The 19042-nt window shown below is 44.0% G+C and carries 18 protein-coding genes and 1 pseudogene; 10 read left to right on the forward strand and 9 right to left on the reverse strand.

The features are described 5' to 3' along the window. Positions 1-22: 22 nt before the first annotated feature. The gene (gene nagB, locus OCW38_RS22120; RefSeq protein WP_010432474.1) at positions 23-823 is read right to left on the reverse strand and encodes a glucosamine-6-phosphate deaminase; all 801 of its coding nucleotides are present in this window, start codon (positions 821-823) and stop codon (positions 23-25) included. A 550-nt stretch (positions 824-1373) separates the two neighbouring features. Next, entirely contained in the window at positions 1374-1727 is a 354-nt protein-coding gene (locus tag OCW38_RS22125; RefSeq protein WP_261896142.1) for a DUF413 domain-containing protein, read from the reverse strand. A gap of 154 nt (positions 1728-1881) precedes the next feature. Here OCW38_RS22125 and OCW38_RS22130 point away from each other — a divergent pair, with 154 nt between their 5' ends. Beyond that, a complete protein-coding gene (locus OCW38_RS22130) occupies positions 1882-2775 on the forward strand; it encodes a LysR family transcriptional regulator (RefSeq protein ID WP_010432478.1) in 894 nt (297 codons plus the stop codon). A gap of 219 nt (positions 2776-2994) precedes the next feature. Here the strand turns inward: OCW38_RS22130 and OCW38_RS22135 are convergent, their stop codons facing one another. Further along, positions 2995-3198: a hypothetical protein gene (locus OCW38_RS22135; protein WP_010432480.1), complete on the reverse strand. Its 204-nt coding sequence runs from the start codon at positions 3196-3198 to the stop codon at positions 2995-2997. Between the two features lie 234 nt (positions 3199-3432). Here OCW38_RS22135 and OCW38_RS22140 point away from each other — a divergent pair, with 234 nt between their 5' ends. The 3 genes from OCW38_RS22140 (at position 3433) to OCW38_RS22150 (ending at position 6043) form a co-directional block, all read left to right on the forward strand. Beyond that, on the forward strand, positions 3433-4881 hold the full coding sequence (locus OCW38_RS22140; protein WP_016766903.1) for a DNA-3-methyladenine glycosylase 2 family protein: 1449 nt from the start codon (positions 3433-3435) through the stop codon (positions 4879-4881). 64 nt (positions 4882-4945) lie between these two features. After that, positions 4946-5428 (forward strand): methylated-DNA--[protein]-cysteine S-methyltransferase, encoded by a 483-nt coding sequence (locus OCW38_RS22145; protein WP_016766904.1) that lies wholly within the window; start codon positions 4946-4948, stop codon positions 5426-5428. A gap of 228 nt (positions 5429-5656) precedes the next feature. Then, positions 5657-6043, forward strand: coding sequence for a hypothetical protein (locus tag OCW38_RS22150; RefSeq protein ID WP_016766905.1), 387 nt, complete (start codon positions 5657-5659; stop codon positions 6041-6043). Here the strand turns inward: OCW38_RS22150 and nhaD are convergent. Next, a complete protein-coding gene (gene nhaD / locus OCW38_RS22155) occupies positions 6040-7479 on the reverse strand; it encodes a sodium:proton antiporter NhaD (RefSeq protein ID WP_016766906.1) in 1440 nt (479 codons plus the stop codon). The genes OCW38_RS22150 and nhaD overlap by 4 nt on opposite strands. A 109-nt stretch (positions 7480-7588) precedes the next feature. Between nhaD and OCW38_RS22160 the strand changes: the two are divergent. The 3 genes and pseudogenes from OCW38_RS22160 to OCW38_RS22170 form a co-directional block, all read left to right on the forward strand. After that, positions 7589-7815, forward strand: a pseudogene (locus OCW38_RS22160) (nucleoside recognition domain-containing protein); the annotation flags it as partial. A 779-nt stretch (positions 7816-8594) separates the two neighbouring features. Beyond that, positions 8595-8981 (forward strand): MAPEG family protein, encoded by a 387-nt coding sequence (locus OCW38_RS22165; RefSeq protein ID WP_010432496.1) that lies wholly within the window; start codon positions 8595-8597, stop codon positions 8979-8981. A gap of 8 nt (positions 8982-8989) precedes the next feature. Beyond that, complete coding sequence (locus OCW38_RS22170; RefSeq protein WP_010432498.1) at positions 8990-9520, forward strand: hypothetical protein; 531 nt, start codon at positions 8990-8992, stop codon at positions 9518-9520. A 32-nt stretch (positions 9521-9552) separates the two neighbouring features. Here the strand turns inward: OCW38_RS22170 and OCW38_RS22175 are convergent, their stop codons facing one another. Together OCW38_RS22175 and OCW38_RS22180 are read right to left on the reverse strand one after the other, a co-directional pair. After that, complete coding sequence (locus OCW38_RS22175; RefSeq protein WP_016766908.1) at positions 9553-10188, reverse strand: START domain-containing protein; 636 nt, start codon at positions 10186-10188, stop codon at positions 9553-9555. Between the two features lie 282 nt (positions 10189-10470). Beyond that, positions 10471-10947 carry a YHS domain-containing (seleno)protein gene (locus OCW38_RS22180; RefSeq protein WP_010432507.1) on the reverse strand — a complete coding sequence of 159 codons (477 nt, stop codon included), beginning with the start codon at positions 10945-10947 and terminating at the stop codon, positions 10471-10473. A 109-nt stretch (positions 10948-11056) separates the two neighbouring features. Between OCW38_RS22180 and OCW38_RS22185 the strand changes: the two genes are divergently transcribed. Continuing rightward, complete coding sequence (locus tag OCW38_RS22185; protein ID WP_016766909.1) at positions 11057-11881, forward strand: AraC family transcriptional regulator; 825 nt, start codon at positions 11057-11059, stop codon at positions 11879-11881. 203 nt (positions 11882-12084) lie between these two features. On the opposite strand, the gene OCW38_RS22190 is transcribed toward OCW38_RS22185, so the two are convergent. Both OCW38_RS22190 and OCW38_RS22195 read right to left on the reverse strand, forming a co-directional pair. Next, positions 12085-13125: an acyltransferase gene (locus OCW38_RS22190; protein ID WP_261896148.1), complete on the reverse strand. Its 1041-nt coding sequence runs from the start codon at positions 13123-13125 to the stop codon at positions 12085-12087. Positions 13126-13247: 122 nt separating this feature from the next. Beyond that, complete coding sequence (locus tag OCW38_RS22195) at positions 13248-14204, reverse strand: AEC family transporter (protein WP_261896151.1); 957 nt, start codon at positions 14202-14204, stop codon at positions 13248-13250. Positions 14205-14489: 285 nt separating this feature from the next. On the opposite strand from OCW38_RS22195, the gene OCW38_RS22200 reads away from it, so the two are divergent. Both OCW38_RS22200 and OCW38_RS22205 read left to right on the forward strand, forming a co-directional pair. Continuing rightward, positions 14490-15083: a TetR/AcrR family transcriptional regulator gene (locus OCW38_RS22200; RefSeq protein ID WP_010432517.1), complete on the forward strand. Its 594-nt coding sequence runs from the start codon at positions 14490-14492 to the stop codon at positions 15081-15083. 202 nt (positions 15084-15285) lie between these two features. Next, positions 15286-16134, forward strand: coding sequence for an alpha/beta hydrolase (locus OCW38_RS22205; protein WP_010432519.1), 849 nt, complete (start codon positions 15286-15288; stop codon positions 16132-16134). Positions 16135-16288: 154 nt separating this feature from the next. Here the strand turns inward: OCW38_RS22205 and OCW38_RS22210 are convergent, their stop codons facing one another. Beyond that, positions 16289-18829: a glycosyl hydrolase family 18 protein gene (locus OCW38_RS22210; RefSeq protein ID WP_016766912.1), complete on the reverse strand. Its 2541-nt coding sequence runs from the start codon at positions 18827-18829 to the stop codon at positions 16289-16291. Positions 18830-19042: the final 213 nt, after the last annotated feature.

The following is a 19042-nucleotide window of genomic DNA, read 5'->3' on the forward strand; positions in this document are numbered from 1 at the left end:
CCTTTTTATTCAAGACAATCGATTATAGGTCTTGGATGTTTTCAGCTTCTAGCTCTTGGAAGTAGCGTAGAGTCTTAACTTTTAGCTCTTGTTGAGCTGGCTCATCAGCAACGATGATAGCTTTACGGTGCATCTGTAGAGCGGTAACAGTCCACATGTGGTTTACAGAACCTTCGATAGCCATTTGAAGTGCTTGCGCTTTGTTGTGTCCTAGAGAAAGGATCATTACTTCTTCAGCATCTAGAAGAGTCGCAACACCGATAGTTAGTGCGTATTTAGGCACTTGGTTAATGTCGCCATCGAAGAAACGAGAGTTCGCGATACGAGTGTCTTCAGTTAGCGTTTTGATACGCGTGCGTGAAGACAGAGAAGAACCTGGCTCATTGAATGCGATGTGACCGTCGATGCCTACGCCGCCCATGAATAGGTTGATTTTACCGTATGAGCGGATTTTCTCTTCGTACGCTGCACAGTGTGCATCTATGTCGTCAGCTTTGCCATCAAGAAGGTTGATGTTTTCAGCTTGGATATCAACGTGGTTGAAGAAGTTCTCGTGCATGAATGTGCGGTAAGACTCTGGGTGGTTAGGGTCGATGCCAACGTACTCATCCATATTGAATGTTACAACGTGCTTAAAGCTTACTTCACCAGCTTTGTAAAGTTCAATTAGCGCAGCGTAAGTAGTTAGAGGTGTGCTACCAGTAGGAAGGCCTAATACAAATGGACGCTCGGCAGTCGGAGCGAATTTGTTGATAGAATCTGCGATATGACGAGCAGCCCATTTACCTACTTTTGCTTTGTTGCTTAATGGAATAAGTCTCATTGATTTTGCCCCTAGAAATTAAATTTTATAGTGTTCTGAAACATTAATTCGCATTATAAAATAAGTTGTCATGTTCTGCTATTGTTTTAGGTCAATATTTTACTTTTTTCATTGTATTTGTGACTAGATCTCTCAGAATTGCATAATTATTGTATGGATATTTGGTGGCGTTAAACAAGATTAATACGTTTGTCATATAGCATAATATTGATTCAATTCAGCGTCTGAAAGGGTCGATAAGCTTGATTTGTTTGTGTACTTCGATGCATTAACAGGCCGCTAGAATAGAGTTCAGGCAGAAAAATAAGGGGGGTAATGTAGAGTGATATTGATTAAAGAAGGGGGGGAAGGAGAGAAACGTAAATTCTACAGTGATGCAAGTACCGTTGAGGTTATGCCTGAGTCGAGGTGTCTCGGTGCTATCGTTATGAATTATTTATATATATTGGTAAAACCAGCCGGGTTAGCTAAACTTAACTGTTGCGAAGATAAAGTGTGTTGAAGGCAAAAAAAAGCCCAAAGTGATGAGGTATCACTTTGAGCTATTTTACTAATCTTCTAACACTAACTCACTTTCGTATCCTTCCCTAGGCACTTCACCGCGTTTGCAGCCGTTTAGGGTATGAAAGCGACGGCGTCCACGAGCTAGTTGAATGTACTTCAACCAAACACGCTCTAACTTGGACTTAGCCTTATGAGGGTGAGATAGCACTTTAATGAAGTGTTTTTCTTCAGCATTGGTTGGTGTGAGTTCACCAGTTTCAAGTGCAAGCATAGTGTCACCAAACAAGGTTAGGATTTCCTCTTCTGAAAGAGTAAAATCACCTGACTTAGCGAACCCTCGTGGGAATTTAATGGTGTCATAAAAACGTTTTTTTCCGTGTCGGAATTCGGTCTCAGACATATCAGCCTCAGTAATGTGGTTAGATAGAAATTAGTGTTTATTGTTCACGCGAAAATATTGTTAAAAGGCAAAAATAGAAAACAAAACGTTTTTGCCTTTACGATAAACAATCCTAGATCGGCTAGTTAGCAGATTTATTACAGAGATGTATTTGATGGATGTGAAAGTATTTAGAACCTTTCTTGAGGTTGCAAGGGTGCGCCATTTTGGGCGTGCAGCAGAAAATTTGTATCTGACACAGGCGGCGGTGAGTGCGCGTATCAAACAGCTAGAAGGCTATTTTGATACTCAGCTCTTCATTCGTGATCGCAATAACATCAAGCTCACCTCTTCCGGTGAGCGTTTGATTGGTTATGCGGAAGTGATGGTGTCTACCTTACAACAAGCTAAATTTGAGCTGTCGTTGGAGAGTGGTAAAGCTTTGCAGTTAACACTGGGTGGTACACCGAATATTTGGGATGCGTATCTGCAAAATTGTTTGAGTGTAGTAACCGATTCTTTTGGTGGTTATGGCTTTATGGCCGAGGTGATGGGGCGTGAGCAACTCAACCGAAATTTACTTGAACGCACCTTAGATATGGCTTTCGCTTTCGATCAGATCAAAGCGGAAGAGTTGAACTGTAAAAAAGTCGCTGATTTGGTTTTGGTGTTGGTATCAACGCAACAAGATGATCTGGAATCTGTATTCCAACATAAATATGTTTATGTCGACTGGGGAACGCGTTTTGGTTCTGAACACGCCGAGCGTCACCCAAAAGTGCCCGCGCCGTATCTACGTACCTCTACGGCTCGTATTGCCCTTGACTTCATTTTGGAGAAAGGGGGGAGTGCCTACCTACCTGTATCTCTGGTTGAACCTTTTATTGCTTCGGGTCAGTTACACAAGGTTAAAGGGGTTGAAGACTGGTATCGCCCTATTTACTTGAGCTACCGTAAAAGCAGTACTTCAGTTGACGCTATCATGCAGGTTGAGCAATTGGTTAATGAGATTGACCCATCAACGGCGTATACGCTTCAACAAGCAGCTGAGCAAGCTCCAAACGCTTAGTTTTAATTTCACGATGTTTTCATAAAAAAATGGCTCCTTGTTAAAGGAGCCATTTTTGTTTTTAAACCAGCGAGAACTTTATTTTTAAATCCGAGATCATCCCATTCTTTAAAACATAAATATTTTCTAAATCAAAGATAAGCTCTAAACCAAATCAAAAGTCAGTTCTAACCCACATAAAAGAAGTTAAGCCTGGTCAATGTGCCTTATTTGGCGGAACTATAAGTTCATTAGATTCTCGATTGACTCTTCAAGAGAGCGAGACATGTACGAATGGATTTGATTTCCATCGGTAGCATCAATTTCGATCATAGAAATTCCGATGTCGGCTTGATCCTCAAGGTAACTGAGAGATTGCTCGACTGATTGACTGGTGAGAATTTGTTGGTTTGATAACACAATTCGACACGTATGAAGATCCATAGCCTTTTTCCTTTTTATCCAATAGGTCTCTGCATCTTAATGTGCTAAGTACCAGTTGTTGACGTTGTTAGAAGTATCCCTTCTACCTATTAAAAATAGCTGAATTGAGTGAAAATAAAACTGTTTTTGTGATTTATTTAACCTTCACTTCCGAAAGTGGCTAGCGGCAATGGCGGTTCGCGGTAGACTTTTAGTTATTGGAAAAAGAGCAGCCGTTAATTAGAAGAGTATGACATGTTAAAAAATATCAATAACAACAGTGTCTTAACTACTGAGCAGTGTAGTTTGGCTCGCTACTCTCGAGATGCTCGGTTTGACGGCATGTTTTTTACCGCAGTGAAAACGACAGGTATCTTTTGTCGACCTATTTGCCCGGCAAGCCCGCCCAAAGAAGAAAATGTCGAATACTTTTCTCATCAAGCTCAGGCTTTGAAAGCGGGTTATCGTCCTTGTTTACGATGTCGCCCTGATAGCGCACCATTCTCACCCGCGTGGAAAGGCGTCGAAACAACGTTTTTGCGTGCTTTACAATTGATCGATAACGGTGCTTTGAATTCAGGCTCAATCGTAGAACTTGCGGCTCGTTTGGGTATCTCAGACCGCTATTTACGAACCTTATTCGACAATTACATCGGTGTGTCACCAAAGCAATACAGCCTATATAGCCAGTTAATGTTTGCGAAGCAGTTACTGCACACCAGTAGCATGAGCATTACTGATGTCGGTTTTGCGAGCGGCTTTAACAGTACACGCCGTTTCAATGATGCCTTTTTAAAAGAGCTGAAGCTCTCACCAAGCCAAATCCGACGCTCTAAACCCAGCAACTACCTGAGTAACCATATCCAACTTTCTTTTCATGGCCCTTTAGATTGGGAGCACCTGTTGGGTTTTTATCGACGAAGAATGATTGAAGGTCTGGAGGGCATCGGTGAAAACTATTATCAACGCACGGTGAATGTGAATGGTTCTAAAGGCTGGTTCAAGGCCACCTTAGTAAAAGAAAACCGCTTAGATATTGAATTTGAGTTGGACGATATAAGCCAATTAAGAAGTTTGATTGCTAACATTCGACGTATGTTCGACCTTGATGTCGATATTGCCAAGGTTGAGGCTTTTTTTATGACCATTGATCCTAACTTGGTTGCCAAGAGTGGTATCCGTATTCCTGGCGTTTGGAGTGCTTGGGAGGCTGGTGTAAGAGCGATTCTAGGGCAGCAAGTCTCAGTAACAGCAGCGATCGGCCAACTCAACTTACTGGTGCGAGAGATTTCTGGTACGCATCAAGCTTCTGTTTTACAAGAGTTGGCTAATTCCCAAGAGTGCTCTGAATTACAACAAATTGCTTATGCATCTGAGAAAGCGTATTTCCCAACACCTAAACAAATAGCTGATGCTGATGTGAGCTTTTTAAGAATGCCGGGAAGTCGTAAGGAAACTTTAAAGCGTTTTGCCGAATACATGGTCGACAACGAAGCCGAACACCCTTCTAAGTGGATTGACCTAAAGGGCATTGGGCCTTGGACGATTCAGTACGCGCTGCTCAGAGGGTTAAGTGAGCCTAACCACCTGTTGATTAGCGATTTGGTGGTGAAGAAGTTCATTGAGCATCGCTCTACGATTAATACAGAGAGTGTTTCGCCTTGGGGAAGCTACGCCACGTTCCACTGCTGGAATCAGTCTTAAAATAAAGAGTGCTCACAAACATCTACAATACACAAACATCTGTAGTACTAGGCTAGGAGATATTATGACTAACCGTTTTACTTATTATGAGAGCCCACTGGGAACCGTGACTTTACAGGGGAACGATGAAGGGCTGCTCGGTCTTTGGTTTGAAACATACACAACCAAGCCAGATCAGTTAGGCGTTCGAGATGATGACTTTCCGATCTTTGAATTGGTTGCCGACCAGCTCAATCGATATTTTTCTGGCGAAGCCATTCAATTTACTGTGCCGATCTCAGCCAAGGGTACACCGTTTCAGCAGTCGGTGTGGCAAGCTCTCACGACGATTCCATACGGTGAAACCTGGAGCTATGCACAATTGGCTGATGCGATTGGCAATCCGAAAGCGGTGCGTGCTGTTGGTCTAGCGAATGGCAAAAATCCGGTGTCAGTGATTGTGCCGTGTCACCGTGTGATTGGTAAAAATGGCAAGCTGACCGGGTATGCAGGTGGTGTCGAACGAAAGCAACGCTTATTGGTTATCGAAGGAAGGGAACAGGAGTAGATAGGTTCTGTAGAGAATGTTGATTGGGCTTTATCGAGAGTGCATTGCTTTTCATGGTGCACAAATTGATATTGAGTACTAATGCCATTCATTGATGTATCGATTTATGGTTAAAAACTCATGGGCTAGGGACGTAAAGAGTGACTTTACAATAAAATTGGCGCTTTCTGGAAAATACTAGTTTAGTTGCATACTATTTAACTATATTCTCCAAGCAAGGATGCTCAAATGAATAGCCGTTATTCACTTATATTCTGCTGCAGTAGCGCATTATTGCTAACTGGCTGCTTAACCGACACGAGTCGCCCCTTCGAAGTACCACAGCTTGTTTTGTTCAAAGGCATGTATGAGAACGCTGAGAATGGCAGCTATTTAGTGTTCGAATCGGGGCAAGTGACTTATCAAACTATGGGTAATACCGTTACCCGCACGTATCGTGTCGAAGATGATTTGATCAACATTAAATTAAATTCCGCAAATAGTCGAGTTGACCCTGGATTGGTAATGCGGATTCAACATCAAGGTGCGGTACTCACCTGCAACCGCTGCCCAGCGATGCAACTAAGCAATGTCTGGACAAGGGTTGAGAAGCCTTTGGGCGAGTTGTCTAATTAGAAAAGAGCGCTGTTAAGCCATAAGTGAGCGACGATACTGACGGCATAACCTATCATGATCACTGGCATCCATTTTAAGTGCCCAAAGAAGGTGTATTTCCCATGCGCTGCCCCCATCAACGCCACGCCTGCTGCACTACCAATAGACAACAAGCTGCCCCCAACACCTGCAGTTAAGGTAATCAATAGCCAGTTACCTATTGACATCTGTGGCTCCATGGACAGCACCGCAAACATCACTGGAATGTTATCGACAATAGCAGACAAGATCCCGACCATGATGTTGGCCCAAATTGGGTCCCATTGGTTGTACATCACACCAGAGGCAAGCTCTAAGTAACCTAACAAACTCAAGCCGCCCACGCACATTACGACACCGTAGAAGAACAATAACGTGTCCCACTCGGCATGAGATACCCTACGAAATACATCAAATGGCACGACTGAACCTAATCTCTTAAGCGCGCCTTCGTCTTTGTTAGCAATCGCCACCGCTTTTTTCTTAGCGAGCGAATTGGGCAAGGTCTGGCGTAGGTAATACCCAAAGAACTGGAGGTAGGCGAGCCCCATCATCATGCCCATTACAGGAGGGAAGTGAAGCACGGCGTGGAAAGCGACCGCGGTACCGATTGTCATGATGAACAAGAAGACGATTCGCCTTGCGCCACGTTTTAACTCGATGTGTTGGTGCACAGTATCGGGCTGAGTGGTTGGAACAAAGTAAGACATGATCAGTGCTGGAACCAAGTAGTTCATCACTGAAGGAATAAATAACGGAATGAATTCGGTAAAACTGACATGTCCAGCCTGCCAAACCATTAGTGTCGTGATATCCCCAAACGGACTGAATGCGCCGCCGGCATTGGCAGCTATCACGATATTCACACACGCGAGGTTAACGAATTTTGGATTAGAGCCTGCGACCTTAAGAACCACAGCACACATCAATAGAGCCGTGGTGAGGTTATCGGCAATGGGGGAAATGAAGAATGCAAGAATACCTGTTAACCAAAATAGAGACCGGAAATTGAACCCTTTGCCTACCATCCACGCTTGCAATGCATCAAATAACCTCCTCTCTTCCATGGCACTGATGTACGTCATGGCCACGAGTAGGAACAGCAGTAGTTCAGCGTATTCTAGTAAGTTATGTTCAAGGGCTTGTTTGGCCACTTCGACAAGGTTGTGTTCTTGGTAAGTGAAACCAATGATAATCCAGATTAAGCCAGCTGCCAGTAACACGGGCTTTGACTTTCTGAGCTTTAGGTATTCTTCCATCATCACCACTATGTAGGCGACAACGAAAATGGTCAGCGACAGGTAGCCAGCAAACGAGTTGGTTAGACTGAGCGATTCCTCTAGCTGAGAAGTGGAAGCAGCTGCTACCGTTGAAAAGAAGAATAGAGAGAGAACAGCTGAAAGCTGGATACCTAGCATGGATTACGCTCCGAAGTTAATAAGTTATTAACACGGGTAAAAGCGTAGACCTAAATAAGCATGTGGGGTGTGATAGATATCTTAATAATTCAATAGATTATAGTGAAAAAGAAAGACGGTGGCGAAAGTATTAGCTTTGATGGATACTCCTGGCAACTCAGGCTTAGCATTGATTGCGTCGCTTCAAAGTACTGATGCTGGCGCGGGGCGATCGTTAACTTCTTCTCTTCAGGTACAGTACTGTTCACCCTTCCAGTTATGGATGGTTATTTGGCGGTAACTTCGTCAATTGGCCTAGCGGTTGCTGTGATGTTTATCTTCAAGTTTGTTGGTGCAATACATGGGACGTATCATGGGACCAATTGGTATTGAAGGTCGCTATATTCCAGTGATGATCGCGATTTCAGTATTGAATGCGTTTGGTGCGATGTTCTTGATGAATATTATTCTATAACTTTTGTAGAATGACAGTTCTCGAAACTTTTTAGGGTTTATGGTAAATGAATTGCCAATGAGACTTTTCAAACGCTAAAAAAAAGGAAACCCCGTTTGGCTTTCACCAAACGGGGTTTATTCTTTTTGTAGCCATCCTGCTACTGCGCGTTACTAATTTTTCAATAGGTAACTGGTGCTCCCTGCATCATTCCTTGACGTGGCTAAATCCTTTAACCTATCCAATTCGTCGCCTTCCTAGCGGTGTCCTTGCTAACTCGTCATCCTGGCGAGTGGCTCTATCCTAGAGGAAAACTTCCATGCTGATCACTCATCCTAAGTCATCAAATCTTCGTCCTGAAGATACCTAATCCGTTAGGCTTTTTCCTGTTCCTGCCAACTCCCTGTCGACCTGTGTATTAAACACTTTGGAGGCTTTGCTCGCAATTGATGGTAAGAAATAAATGAATACGCTAACTGAAATAAATATGCGTAGATTCATACAAAACAAAGGGTTGGGTTTGTTTTTTAGGTGTTTTCTGCGAAGCTTAATTGTGATCTCTTACGTTACATGTAAGAGATCTCTTACATATTTTCGGGCTCAAATATCATTTTGCATTGACTGCACCAATGAATTGATGGGTAATGTATGACGAATTAACACCAAGTGATAGGGAAACATAATGGTTACAGCACTTTACGCAGCCTTGCTGACGGTCGTCATGATCTGGTTAGCGATCGAAGTTATTAAGCAGAGGCGAGCGAACCTGGTCGCTTACGCCGATGGCGGTGTTGAGTCGTTGCAGATAGCACGCTCGGCACAAAGCAACGCAATGGATTATATCCCCATTACAATTATCTTGATGGGGTTCTTAGAGATGAACGGAGCCAATGTTTGGTTTATTCATGTACTGGGCGTGGCTTTTCTTTTGGGACGTGTGATTCATGCTAAAGGAATTCTAGCGGAAAATTTTAAGGGTCGAAAAGTGGGTATGGTGTTAACGCTTATCTGCATGATCTCTTTGATTGTCCTAAACTTAGCTTACCTACCTTTTGATAAAATGTTCTAGGGAGCATTATGGTATTACGCCTTCCTCCTGCTTGGGCAATTGTCCTTGCAGGTCTGATACTCAACATCATGGCGATTGTTATGTCGAGCTTGGTGTTAGATAAACTTGAAGCGGAAAAAGCGGAATACAACGATCGCAAATACGGCAATGTATATTCGATACAACTAGCCTGGAATACGATCGAAACCCTAGAACGCAAGCGTGAAGCCATTCTAATTCACCTTGATAAACGACCAACAGAAGTGGCTCAACCTGCGACAGTTCTCAATGAAGCGTTGCGCGGCCAGCTCAGGCGCTGGGTGAGTGATGAAGTGCCAACGATTTCGTTGGCTAATTTACCCGAGATTATGGTGTTGATAAACCGTGCTCAAGAAGCACAACGAACACGAATCGACGATTACTATTTGGATAACCTAACCTTGGTTGAGTTAATACAAAGGCTCGATGAGAAAATGGCTTTCTACAAGAATATCGCGCTTTTTCTTCAGGTATTTGGTTTAGCACTGATCTTAGCTCGAGATCTGGCAAGAAGGCCTTAGTGGTTTGCTTTCCACTATTGGCAGTTATATAGCTAGCGAGACTCGCTTGGCAGGTGAGGGTGTTGCTGGCCTTGGTATTTTGGTAGCTGCTCTTTCAACCCTTTAAACGTACTCAGTGCGCTGCCGATCGATAACTTGTTCATCAACCAATTTGGTAATATCCCACCCGCGTTCGCATACGCAGTATAGGTAATGTAGGTATTGCCATTGGTAAGTGGTTGCAATGTCCAAAGTGCGTCCACATCGTAGATTCGAATATACCCTGATTCTTTTGCCAAATAGTTCGAAGCATCCTTAATCGATAAAACAAACTGTCCATCTTCGACGCTGTACTGGGAGTAGGTCACCATATCTCGATTTCTAGCAGGCCAAGGTGCTTTAAACTGGGTGTAGACGATGTTTTCAGTTTCAGAAATTTGCATTAACACTTGGCTTGCAGATACATTGTCTATCCAGTTCGGCACATTGTCGCTATCTTCCAGCAATAACAAAAAACCAGAATAACTGGTCGGTGTTTGCATTTTCGCTCGTATTTCTACCAAGCCTTCACTATGTGGCCTCTTATCAATGACGATTCCATCTTCGCTTTTCACAAATTGCCATGGGGCGGCATAGGTGAGTGTTGATAGAGTGTAAAGCCCGAGTGCAACAATCCTAGCTAATATCATTATTCTTCCTGAAAAAGAAAAGCTTATCTGTCAGAAGTATAGAGTAAAAATGAATTTGATTCGTGCTGAGGGCTTTATGCTTTTCTCTGATTTGAGTGTCACATCGTTGTTTATTGTGGTGTCACCATTAGTTGACTACTTATCCATGGTTAAATCGTCGACATGAAAACGGAAGCGTTCGGTCGCTTCCGTTTTTATTAATGGGCAATGGATAAACGTTGAAGGCTAAAATGAGTAGTGGACAAATTTATAGGCTAAAACTTGTTGACTAGAGCTTATCGACTAGAGTTTATAAGCTTCGACAGTTTTGATCGTCGTCCAGTTACTGTTGGCATCTTGGATAAATTCTTGTGTATCTTCCAACCATCGTTTTTGTACAGATTTGTCCAAGTTCAGATATAGCTTTCCATCTTCGACTTTCCATGCATTAGGGTCGGTCTCAAACTTCTTGCCCATAGCTACACCAAAGGCACAATAGCCACCGTATTGAGGCGCATAAGCTTCAGGGTTAGTACGAAACTGATCTCGGTTTTCACTGCTTGCGAACTGATAAATAGCGTTCTTATAAGTTGCTGTGAATTTTGATGAGCCTTGAACGGCGCCCGAATCAGTAAAGTAAGCTACTGGGTCATAGCCTTTGATCGCTATGTCATTGCTATCAACGCTCATGTCGATATCTGCTGCCATTAGCGAGAAGCTGGTACCTAGTAACGCTACCATTAGAGTGAGTTTTTTATTGGCTGGTTTGATGTATGACATAACAATTTCCTTGTCTTCTTTGGTTATCTTGTTTGAATAAATTAGCCCACTAGTCCGGTCTATAGAGGGACAAAAGAACTAAAAAGTAAGCGAATCGTTCGGAGGATGCATGGATCTGCTGTCACAACTAATGGAACATTTCTCGATACGTACTGGTGTTTTTTACTCTGGAAATCTGTGTGGTGTATCGTCATTCAAGCCACGACAGGGTAAGGAAGGGCATCTTCATGTGTTGAGCGCGGGGAAGCTGACCTTATCTCGTGCTCACAAGGAAAGTAAGCAACTTTCACAGCCTTGCATGGTGTATTTGCCTAACAGCACGCCACATGCGATTGAAGGGGTGGGGGAGGGGGCAGAGTTGGTGTGCGCGAATGTGGAATATCGAGCAGGGCAGATGAATCCTTTGTTGTCTGCTCTTCCTGATGTGATAGTGATTCCGTTTGATGAAGCACCTAACTTAATTCCAGTGATCGAAGTGTTGTTTCGGGAGTCGAGCCAAGAATCGTCAGGCCAACAATACTTAATGGATAAATTTAGTGATGCATTAATGGCTTTAATTTTCCGTCATCTCATTGAACAACAGAAAATTGATAAAGGGCTATTTTCAGCTCTTGCCCATACTCGACTCGCTCCTGTAATGAACGCTATCCACAGATTGCCTGCTCGTCATTTGTCGGTTGCGGAAATGGCATCATTGGCTGCGATGTCTCGCACTCAATTTATCGAGGCATTTAAGAGAGAGGTCGGTGAAACGCCCGGAGATTACGTACAAAAGTGGCGTATCTCAGTGGCTCAGTCTTTACTGTTACAAAGTAAGCCAATTAATTGGGTGTCTGATGAGGTTGGTTACAGCAGTTACTCTGGCTTCTCTCGTGCGTTTCAACATGTCTCTGGTATATCACCACGTCAATGGCTAAAAGAGATCGAGGGATAACGGTGAGTATCAAATGAAGGTTGTCGATATTTATCTTAGGTTTGTGTAAATATTGAGGTTTGTGTAAATACTTATGATTGTGTAGATATTTAGATGGATGTCGATACTTGAGTTAAGTAAAAACTGCCAGTGACCATGGGTTAGTGTTTTCACTGGCAGATAAATATTGGGAAGAGAGTTTAACGTTTCCGGTGAGATGGCTGTTAGCGAAGCAACCAGCGTTGCAGAGGTGTCTTTTCGATACCCGAAACCAACATAAAGCTCAGGATAAAGGTGCCGAAGAATGCAGTGATATCTTTACCGATCTCTGTGATACCTAATATTCCACAAACATTGAACAGCACGATAATAACTAACAAATGGCTGACGTAGATGCCCAACATTCGGTTTGAAATAGAACGAACCCATGCGTAGTTGCCGATATTTGGATTGGCCAGAAGCCACATAAATACACCTACGCCCCATAATGTGGTTCCAAACAAGAAATCATTCATGTTAAACCCGACATCAAAGTTGGTTAGCCATGCAGCTTCGGCAAAGTGGATGAACATGCCTATCGCTAAGAACCCCAAGGCCTTTGTTGACGACACCTTCCATTGATGTTGGCGAATCAGGAAGCCTAAAGTCACCATCAGTGTGCTAAAGAATGGGCCGTTACGAGTGAAGAACGGTGCACTGAGGTCGGTTAAGCTTGTGTAACTGCCTGCCAACACACCATATACGTAAAGTAGAATAGCCGTTGGTAATAGCAGTTTGTCGAGTTTCATCTCAACCATTAAGGCGATGATCAAAACAGCGAACATTAGAGCAGGAAGGAACCATAAGTGAACTAGTCCGCCCTCTAAGAAAGAGTTGAGCGGGGTGTTCATTAGGAAGCCCCAGTAACCTTGGCGTTCGCCTAAGTAACCCAATTCTTCAACCTTAGCGAGGTTGAATGGCATGACCAGACAGATGATGCTCCATACCAACCAAACTTTGAGTAGTGGTTTGGAGTAGTTGATGAAGGTTGTCCAAGGCGACGCTGTGAGTTTAGGTTGGATCAGATAGCCGGAAATAAGAAAGAATAGCGGCACGGCGAAGCGCGCGGCTTGGTTAAGAACATAACCAATCCATGGCACTTCATTGATTTGCCAATAAGTCAGTGCCATTTGGCCATGTAAACCAATGATCGCCAATATAGCAATCACTCGGCCCAACTCGATACTGGCAATGCGTTGTGCAGGCGTATGTTGAACGGAAGACATATCAGATCTCTAAGAAAAATTTCGTAAAATCTAACAGTCTTTATGGCGAATACGTTAGTCCTAAATCAAGGCTTGCGGCCTTAGTTTTAAGGCTTGTGTTGATTATTTGAAGCCTGTCGCAGCTATATTAAATTCATTGCAGTGAGTGCGAATATACCAAGCGTGCAAGTGATAAGAGAAACGACAGTCGTTAGAGCGATAATATTGGCGGCTAAGGTAGAGTTTCCCCCCATCGCTCGCGCCATTACGTAACTTGCGGCAGCGGTTGGCGCGGCGCTCATCAAGAAAATAAGACCAAGATCTAATCCTCTAAAATCGAAGAATATAGCAACTGAAGTAATTAGCAGCGGAGCCAAGACCAGCTTGTATCCCGTAGAGAACCAGGTGGGGCCCTTATCTTTTTTCAGAGATCGTATGTCAAGCGACCCTCCAGTGCATAAAAGAGCCAGTGGTAAGGTCATATTGGCAAAATATTGTCCTGCATCCGACACCATTTTCGGCACTGGAATAGACAGTAAGTAAAACAAGACCCCCATTGCGATAGAGATAATCAGAGGGTTTTTGGTCAGTGTTTTAATAATCACTTGAACGGCTTTATCACCAGACTCTTGACCCTTCGGAGTGAGTGCGATAACCGCCTGAATGTTGTAGAGAACGGTCAGTGATGCGACATAAAGAGCTGCGAGCGCAACGCCGTCGTTGCCGTAGATGTTTGCAACATAGGCGAGTCCAATAATGGCGGTATTAGCTCGAAAGCCACCTTGCACTATTACGCCTTGGTCTTCTGGTTTTTTAAAGGCTATTTTCGTGCTTACCGTGGTAAATATGAAGAACACAAGGTTCGCCACCAAGCCAAAAATAACGAGCTTGCCGCTAGCCGAAAAATCGTGGTTAGACTGAACAATACTCAAAAATAGCATTGCTGGTAGAGCGACCTGAAAGACGACCTTTGATGCGACATCGATGAAGTTGTCATTGATCAAGCCGATTCGCTTGAGCATCACACCAAGAAACAGCATTAGACAGATGGGGCCTGTTACTGACGCCGAAAACGCAAACTGTTCCCAAAGTGTGTTCATTATTTTTCCTTTGTTGTTTAATTGAGTCGTTACTTTTTGAATAACTGAATAACTGAATAACTGAATAACTGAATAACTGAATAACTGAATAACTGAATAACTTGGCGCTGCTTCGATCAATTTTTACTTCGATCAATAGCTGCTTCGCTCAATATCCTTTGAATACTGTCGCATTTTTCCACAATTCTTTGATAAGAGAAATTAAATCCCTGCGGTTAAGCAAAAAACTTTGAAAAAAAGTACGAACGTGCTAAAAATAATCATCAGATTTATCATTGGTGAATAATGAGCAAAGGAAAGATAACCAAAGAGTATATTTTGAGCCATGCATTCGCGCTTGCGAGTGAAAATGGTCTCGAGAGTTTAACGATTGGCGAATTAGCCAAGCAGTGTGGTATGTCTAAGAGTGGATTGTTCGCGCACTTCAACTCTAAAGAGAACCTACAACTCTCTGTGCTCGAGTATTCCAACGCCATATTCACTGAAAGAGTCATCACGCCTGCAAGAGAGTTGGGAGATGGTGACATTGAAGCGAAATTGAAACAGCTGCTCGATAATTGGCTGGGTTGGAATCACTCGTTTCAAGGTAGCTGCATGTTTATTGATGCATGGAAAGATGCAGGCAGCGAAACGTCTGTGATTCAGAAGGCACTGCAGAAAACCATTTCAGTGTGGATTGATTACTTGACCATTCAGGTCGCTAAAGCGATCGAGAGCAAGCAGTTTAGAGTTGATTTAGAACCTAAACAGGCAACTTTTGAGTTATATGGGCTTTATTTGAGTGCTAACTTGTTTTACTCCTTACGAGGTCAGCAAGCGAGTCACACTCATTTCTGGAGTGGCGTAGAACGTTTAGTAGAGAGTTGGAAAGCGGTTTAGATTGCTGACAAGTTTTACTCGAAAATCATTTTATTCGTAAAAAACGTAAGTTTTGCTTTAGTAAGGCTGACCACAATTTTATAGAAGTGGCGGTAAGTGATAATAAATTACCGTCATTTTTTAGATAAACAAATAGCACGGTCGTTCGATTTCTGGGGCCGAGCTCTATCCGCCAAGTTGTATGGCGAAACAAGGACAGGTCATGAGTGACAAAATCTATTTTAATACATCGAACAAATTCAGTTTTAAGCGCAGCTTAATTGGTGCCACGACAAACCTTCACTATATTCTAGCGCCTAGCCATGCGAAGAAAACAGCACGTAAATTGCTGCTGACTCCAATGCGCACCGAGCAAAAGAATGCCGATCCAAAAGGTTTGATTAAAAGTGAGATCAAAGGTCGTGACGGTGTATTGAAGACATACTCTCTGGGTACTGGACCGGTTTGGGTGCTTACTCATGGTTGGTCGGGGACAGCGAGTCAGTTTTTCCCTCTCATGGAACACATCGCAGCCAAAGGCTTTACGGCTTTGGCTTACGATCACCCTGCTCATGGTGGCAGTGATGGTGTACATGGTCATATTCCAGCGTTTGTGAACGGTTTAGAGGCCATTCTAGATTCGGTTGGTGAAGTGGCAGGTTTGGTTGGCCACAGCATGGGCACTGCTTCTGCGTTGGAGTGCAAGCACGTTAAATTGGAAAACAAGCCAATGTTGCTGATCGCGCCTGTGTTGGATTACCTAGAAAACCTATTTGGCAGTGTGGCACGTTCTGGTTACTCAATGAAGCTGTTTGAGGCGGTTGTAGGTGAAGTGGAAGAGCAGTTTAACTACCCAATTCAATCAGTGGATCCTTATGGTAAATTAGCGCTTCGCGAATCGCAGACGATCATTGTTCATGATGAGAAAGACAAGTTCACTAAGTTTGATGTCTCTCAACGTGCTGCCAATGAAATGGATCGCGTCACCTTGATTGCCACTCGAGGCCAAGGTCACGGACGAGTGATGAAGTGCCCGCAAGTATTTGAGAGCTTTGATAACTTAATTGGCTAAACCCAACGAGCATACTTAAAAAGGTCATCAGTATAAAGATCGTTAGCTCAAGGCTAAGAAAATATAAATAAAAAGGCCAATCAGACATTCTCTGATTGGCCTTTGCTTTTAGGGGGTTAGTGGGTGCTTAGCTCGTGTTGAGCTAAATCCCATTTTAGTTAGCACAGCTCGCAGGGCCGATCTCTTTCCAGACGCCCCATTGGCCTGTCGTTGTTGGATCTTCACCGGTTGTCCACCATTTTGCTTCCCAAACCTTACCAGCTTGAGTCACTTGGTCGCCGCCAGTGTAGACTGCACTTGAATCCCAAGCGTTAGTACACGTACCGCCACCTGTGGTTTTCTTAAGAACGTTCACTGAAGTAGCCGCTACCGATGTATCAGTGCCATCGCTGACCGTTACAGAGAAGTTCAGCGTCGTATCTTGCGTGTATTCCGCCGCGACAAAGCTCACTGAAGAACCTTGAATCGTAGCATCAATACCAGCAGGCACATCCCACGTGAAGGTCAATGTATCTTGGTCAGCATCGCTCGAAGCCGAAGCATCAACCACCACTACGTCACCCGCATTAACTTCAGCTGGAGCTGAAACAATCGCAACTGGTGCTGTATTGACTGGACCTGTGTCCTTAGGGGTTACTGTTACAACAACGGTGTCAGTTGCAGTCGCACCTTCGTTATCAGTTACCGTTAGGCTGAACGTGAGTACTTCTTGTTGAGCGACTTCAACCACATCGAAGCTTGCAACTGCAGCATTCGCGTTGGCCAGAGTTACGGCTGTTCCGCTTACTTGTGACCAAGCGTAGCTTGCAATCGTGCCGTCGCTGTCTTTTGAAGCGCTACCGTCTAGAGAAACAGAAGCTGGGCCTTCAACCGATAGATCTGCGCCCGCTGCTGCGGTTGGTTTACGGTTTACAGGATCAGTAGTTCCACCTGCAAGACCTTCATGCATCGCGTTCAGGATATCGCCGTTATCCGCATCAATTTCCCAAGAGAATAGACCCGCAAGGCCAAGGCTACGAACGTATGCGCCTTTTGCTTTTACTGAGCGATCATCATCAAATGTGATTAGCTGACCTGAAGTACGGTTCCAAACGTAAGGCGCTTCTGCCATTTCGTCGTAGCCATATTCAAAGCCGTTGATGCCTTGGTTGTTTGCACCAAGCATGTTCGCTTTAATGCCTTTGTAATCGATAACGCCATCTTCCCATACACCCTGAGCAGAGCTGCCGGTCAGTTTACCATTACCTACGCCAGTCATTGGGTCGCTTGGATCTGAAAGTGATGATGGTAATACGCCTTCCCAACCACGACCGTACATCGCTGTACCAACCACAAGTTTGTTCGCTGGAACACCTTGCTCAAGCAGCAATTGGATGCCGTTGTCTGTGGTGTAAGCAGGGCCCGTGTACTGTTCGCCATTTTCATCAAGGCCTGTGCCATCACATTGCCCTGGGCGCATGAAGTTACCGCAGTTGAGTGCTGTTTGGTGACCTAACACGTTGTTCCAACCGCCGTAGAAGTCGTAAGTCATCGCGAAGATGTAATCCATGTATTGGATAGCATCGCCGTAGTTCACGTCTTCAATCTTGTCGTGACCAACACCGATCGCTGATGTTAGCTCGTAAGTACGATCGTTTTCAGCTTCTAGCTCATCTAGCATAGCGCGCAGCTCTGCCATCAATACAATATAAGCCGGGCCATCATTTACAGGGTCACCGAGATCGGGCGCAGCACCGCCTCCACCGGGGAATTCCCAATCGATATCCACACCGTCATAGAATTTCCATGTGTTGAGGAATGTTTTAACCGATGCGACGAACGTGTCTCGGTTCGCTTTGGTTGTGAAATCGAAGAACGGGTCAGATAGCGTCCAACCACCAATCGATGGAATGATTTTTAAGTCTGGATTGCGCTGTTTTAGCGCCATCATCATTGCGTAGTTACCCTTGATAGGTGAGCTGTATTCGTGCCCTGCTTGAGGGAAACTCTTCTGGAAAGCCGCCCAAGGGTCATGAATCACCACTTCGTAATCGTTAACGCCCTGACAGGCTGTCATGAGTGCGTTGTAGCTGTTACCGCCTACTGATTTCACTGATTCATTAGGGCCACAAATTGGGATGAAGCCATAAAGGATGTGGGTCAAGTTATCAGCGGGTAGGTTATCGACTGTGTAATCACGGCCATAGATGCCCCACTCAACAAAGTAAGTACCTACTACCGTGTTTGGATCTGTGTTGTATGACTTGTTGTTCGGGTCCACATTCATCGAAAGTGGCGCTAAGTGTGAGCCATCGGTATCTGCGATTGTGATCTGAGCGGGTGCACTCTTGGCACAGCCTGTTTCGTCACACGCTTCGATTTCCATCTGAAATAAGCCGCCTTGGCCGTATTCGAATGAAGCTGTCGTTTGGCTGCCAGTTATAGGGCCAGTGGCCACTTTAACGCCATCAAAGTAGATGTTGTAAGTGTTTCCTGACGTTCCGCTCCATTGGTTAAATTTAACGTCGACCTTTGCTTTGTCGTGATATTTAACCATCTGGTTATAACCAGAAGTCGTTTCCATCGCGAGTTCAATTTTAGAAAACTGAAGGTTGTTGGAACCGTACATATCGATGCTAGGTGCTGTTGGAGCGGCTAATGCTGTACCAGATAGCGCTAGAGCAATGCTCGCAGCACAGGTATTTATACGAATCATACTTTTTCTCTCATTCCTTGAAGGTTACGAGAACCAAATGGCCCCATAAACGGCTCCAGTCAGTTTTGAAGGAGCTTCCCAGTCAGTATTCGAGAGAGTTTTAATTTTATAACTGAAAATAAATCCGTTTTCGATGGACAACTAAAAAATAGTATCTCGTTACAATTCTGTTGCTTAATGAGTGAGAGGCTGAGTCCATGTTTTATAAAACAA

The sequence above is a fragment of the Vibrio cyclitrophicus genome (genome assembly GCF_024347435.1).
Lineage (GTDB): Bacteria > Pseudomonadota > Gammaproteobacteria > Enterobacterales > Vibrionaceae > Vibrio > Vibrio cyclitrophicus.

What these genes read in the sequence shown, in the direction of transcription:
- OCW38_RS22205 (WP_010432519.1), top strand. Translation starts at nt 15,286, where the DNA reads ATGAGTGACAAAATCTATTTTAATACATCGAACAAATTCAGTTTTAAG.
- OCW38_RS22140 (WP_016766903.1), top strand. Translation starts at nt 3,433, where the DNA reads ATGTTAAAAAATATCAATAACAACAGTGTCTTAACTACTGAGCAGTGT.
- OCW38_RS22195 (WP_261896151.1), bottom strand. Translation starts at nt 14,204, where the DNA reads ATGAACACACTTTGGGAACAGTTTGCGTTTTCGGCGTCAGTAACAGGC.
- OCW38_RS22145 (WP_016766904.1), top strand. Translation starts at nt 4,946, where the DNA reads ATGACTAACCGTTTTACTTATTATGAGAGCCCACTGGGAACCGTGACT.
- OCW38_RS22210 (WP_016766912.1), bottom strand. Translation starts at nt 18,829, where the DNA reads ATGATTCGTATAAATACCTGTGCTGCGAGCATTGCTCTAGCGCTATCT.
- OCW38_RS22185 (WP_016766909.1), top strand. Translation starts at nt 11,057, where the DNA reads ATGGATCTGCTGTCACAACTAATGGAACATTTCTCGATACGTACTGGT.
- OCW38_RS22150 (WP_016766905.1), top strand. Translation starts at nt 5,657, where the DNA reads ATGAATAGCCGTTATTCACTTATATTCTGCTGCAGTAGCGCATTATTG.
- OCW38_RS22190 (WP_261896148.1), bottom strand. Translation starts at nt 13,125, where the DNA reads ATGTCTTCCGTTCAACATACGCCTGCACAACGCATTGCCAGTATCGAG.
- OCW38_RS22135 (WP_010432480.1), bottom strand. Translation starts at nt 3,198, where the DNA reads ATGGATCTTCATACGTGTCGAATTGTGTTATCAAACCAACAAATTCTC.
- OCW38_RS22200 (WP_010432517.1), top strand. Translation starts at nt 14,490, where the DNA reads ATGAGCAAAGGAAAGATAACCAAAGAGTATATTTTGAGCCATGCATTC.
- OCW38_RS22180 (WP_010432507.1), bottom strand. Translation starts at nt 10,947, where the DNA reads ATGTCATACATCAAACCAGCCAATAAAAAACTCACTCTAATGGTAGCG.
- OCW38_RS22165 (WP_010432496.1), top strand. Translation starts at nt 8,595, where the DNA reads ATGGTTACAGCACTTTACGCAGCCTTGCTGACGGTCGTCATGATCTGG.
- nhaD (WP_016766906.1), bottom strand. Translation starts at nt 7,479, where the DNA reads ATGCTAGGTATCCAGCTTTCAGCTGTTCTCTCTCTATTCTTCTTTTCA.
- OCW38_RS22130 (WP_010432478.1), top strand. Translation starts at nt 1,882, where the DNA reads ATGGATGTGAAAGTATTTAGAACCTTTCTTGAGGTTGCAAGGGTGCGC.
- OCW38_RS22175 (WP_016766908.1), bottom strand. Translation starts at nt 10,188, where the DNA reads ATGATATTAGCTAGGATTGTTGCACTCGGGCTTTACACTCTATCAACA.
- OCW38_RS22170 (WP_010432498.1), top strand. Translation starts at nt 8,990, where the DNA reads ATGGTATTACGCCTTCCTCCTGCTTGGGCAATTGTCCTTGCAGGTCTG.
- OCW38_RS22125 (WP_261896142.1), bottom strand. Translation starts at nt 1,727, where the DNA reads ATGTCTGAGACCGAATTCCGACACGGAAAAAAACGTTTTTATGACACC.
- nagB (WP_010432474.1), bottom strand. Translation starts at nt 823, where the DNA reads ATGAGACTTATTCCATTAAGCAACAAAGCAAAAGTAGGTAAATGGGCT.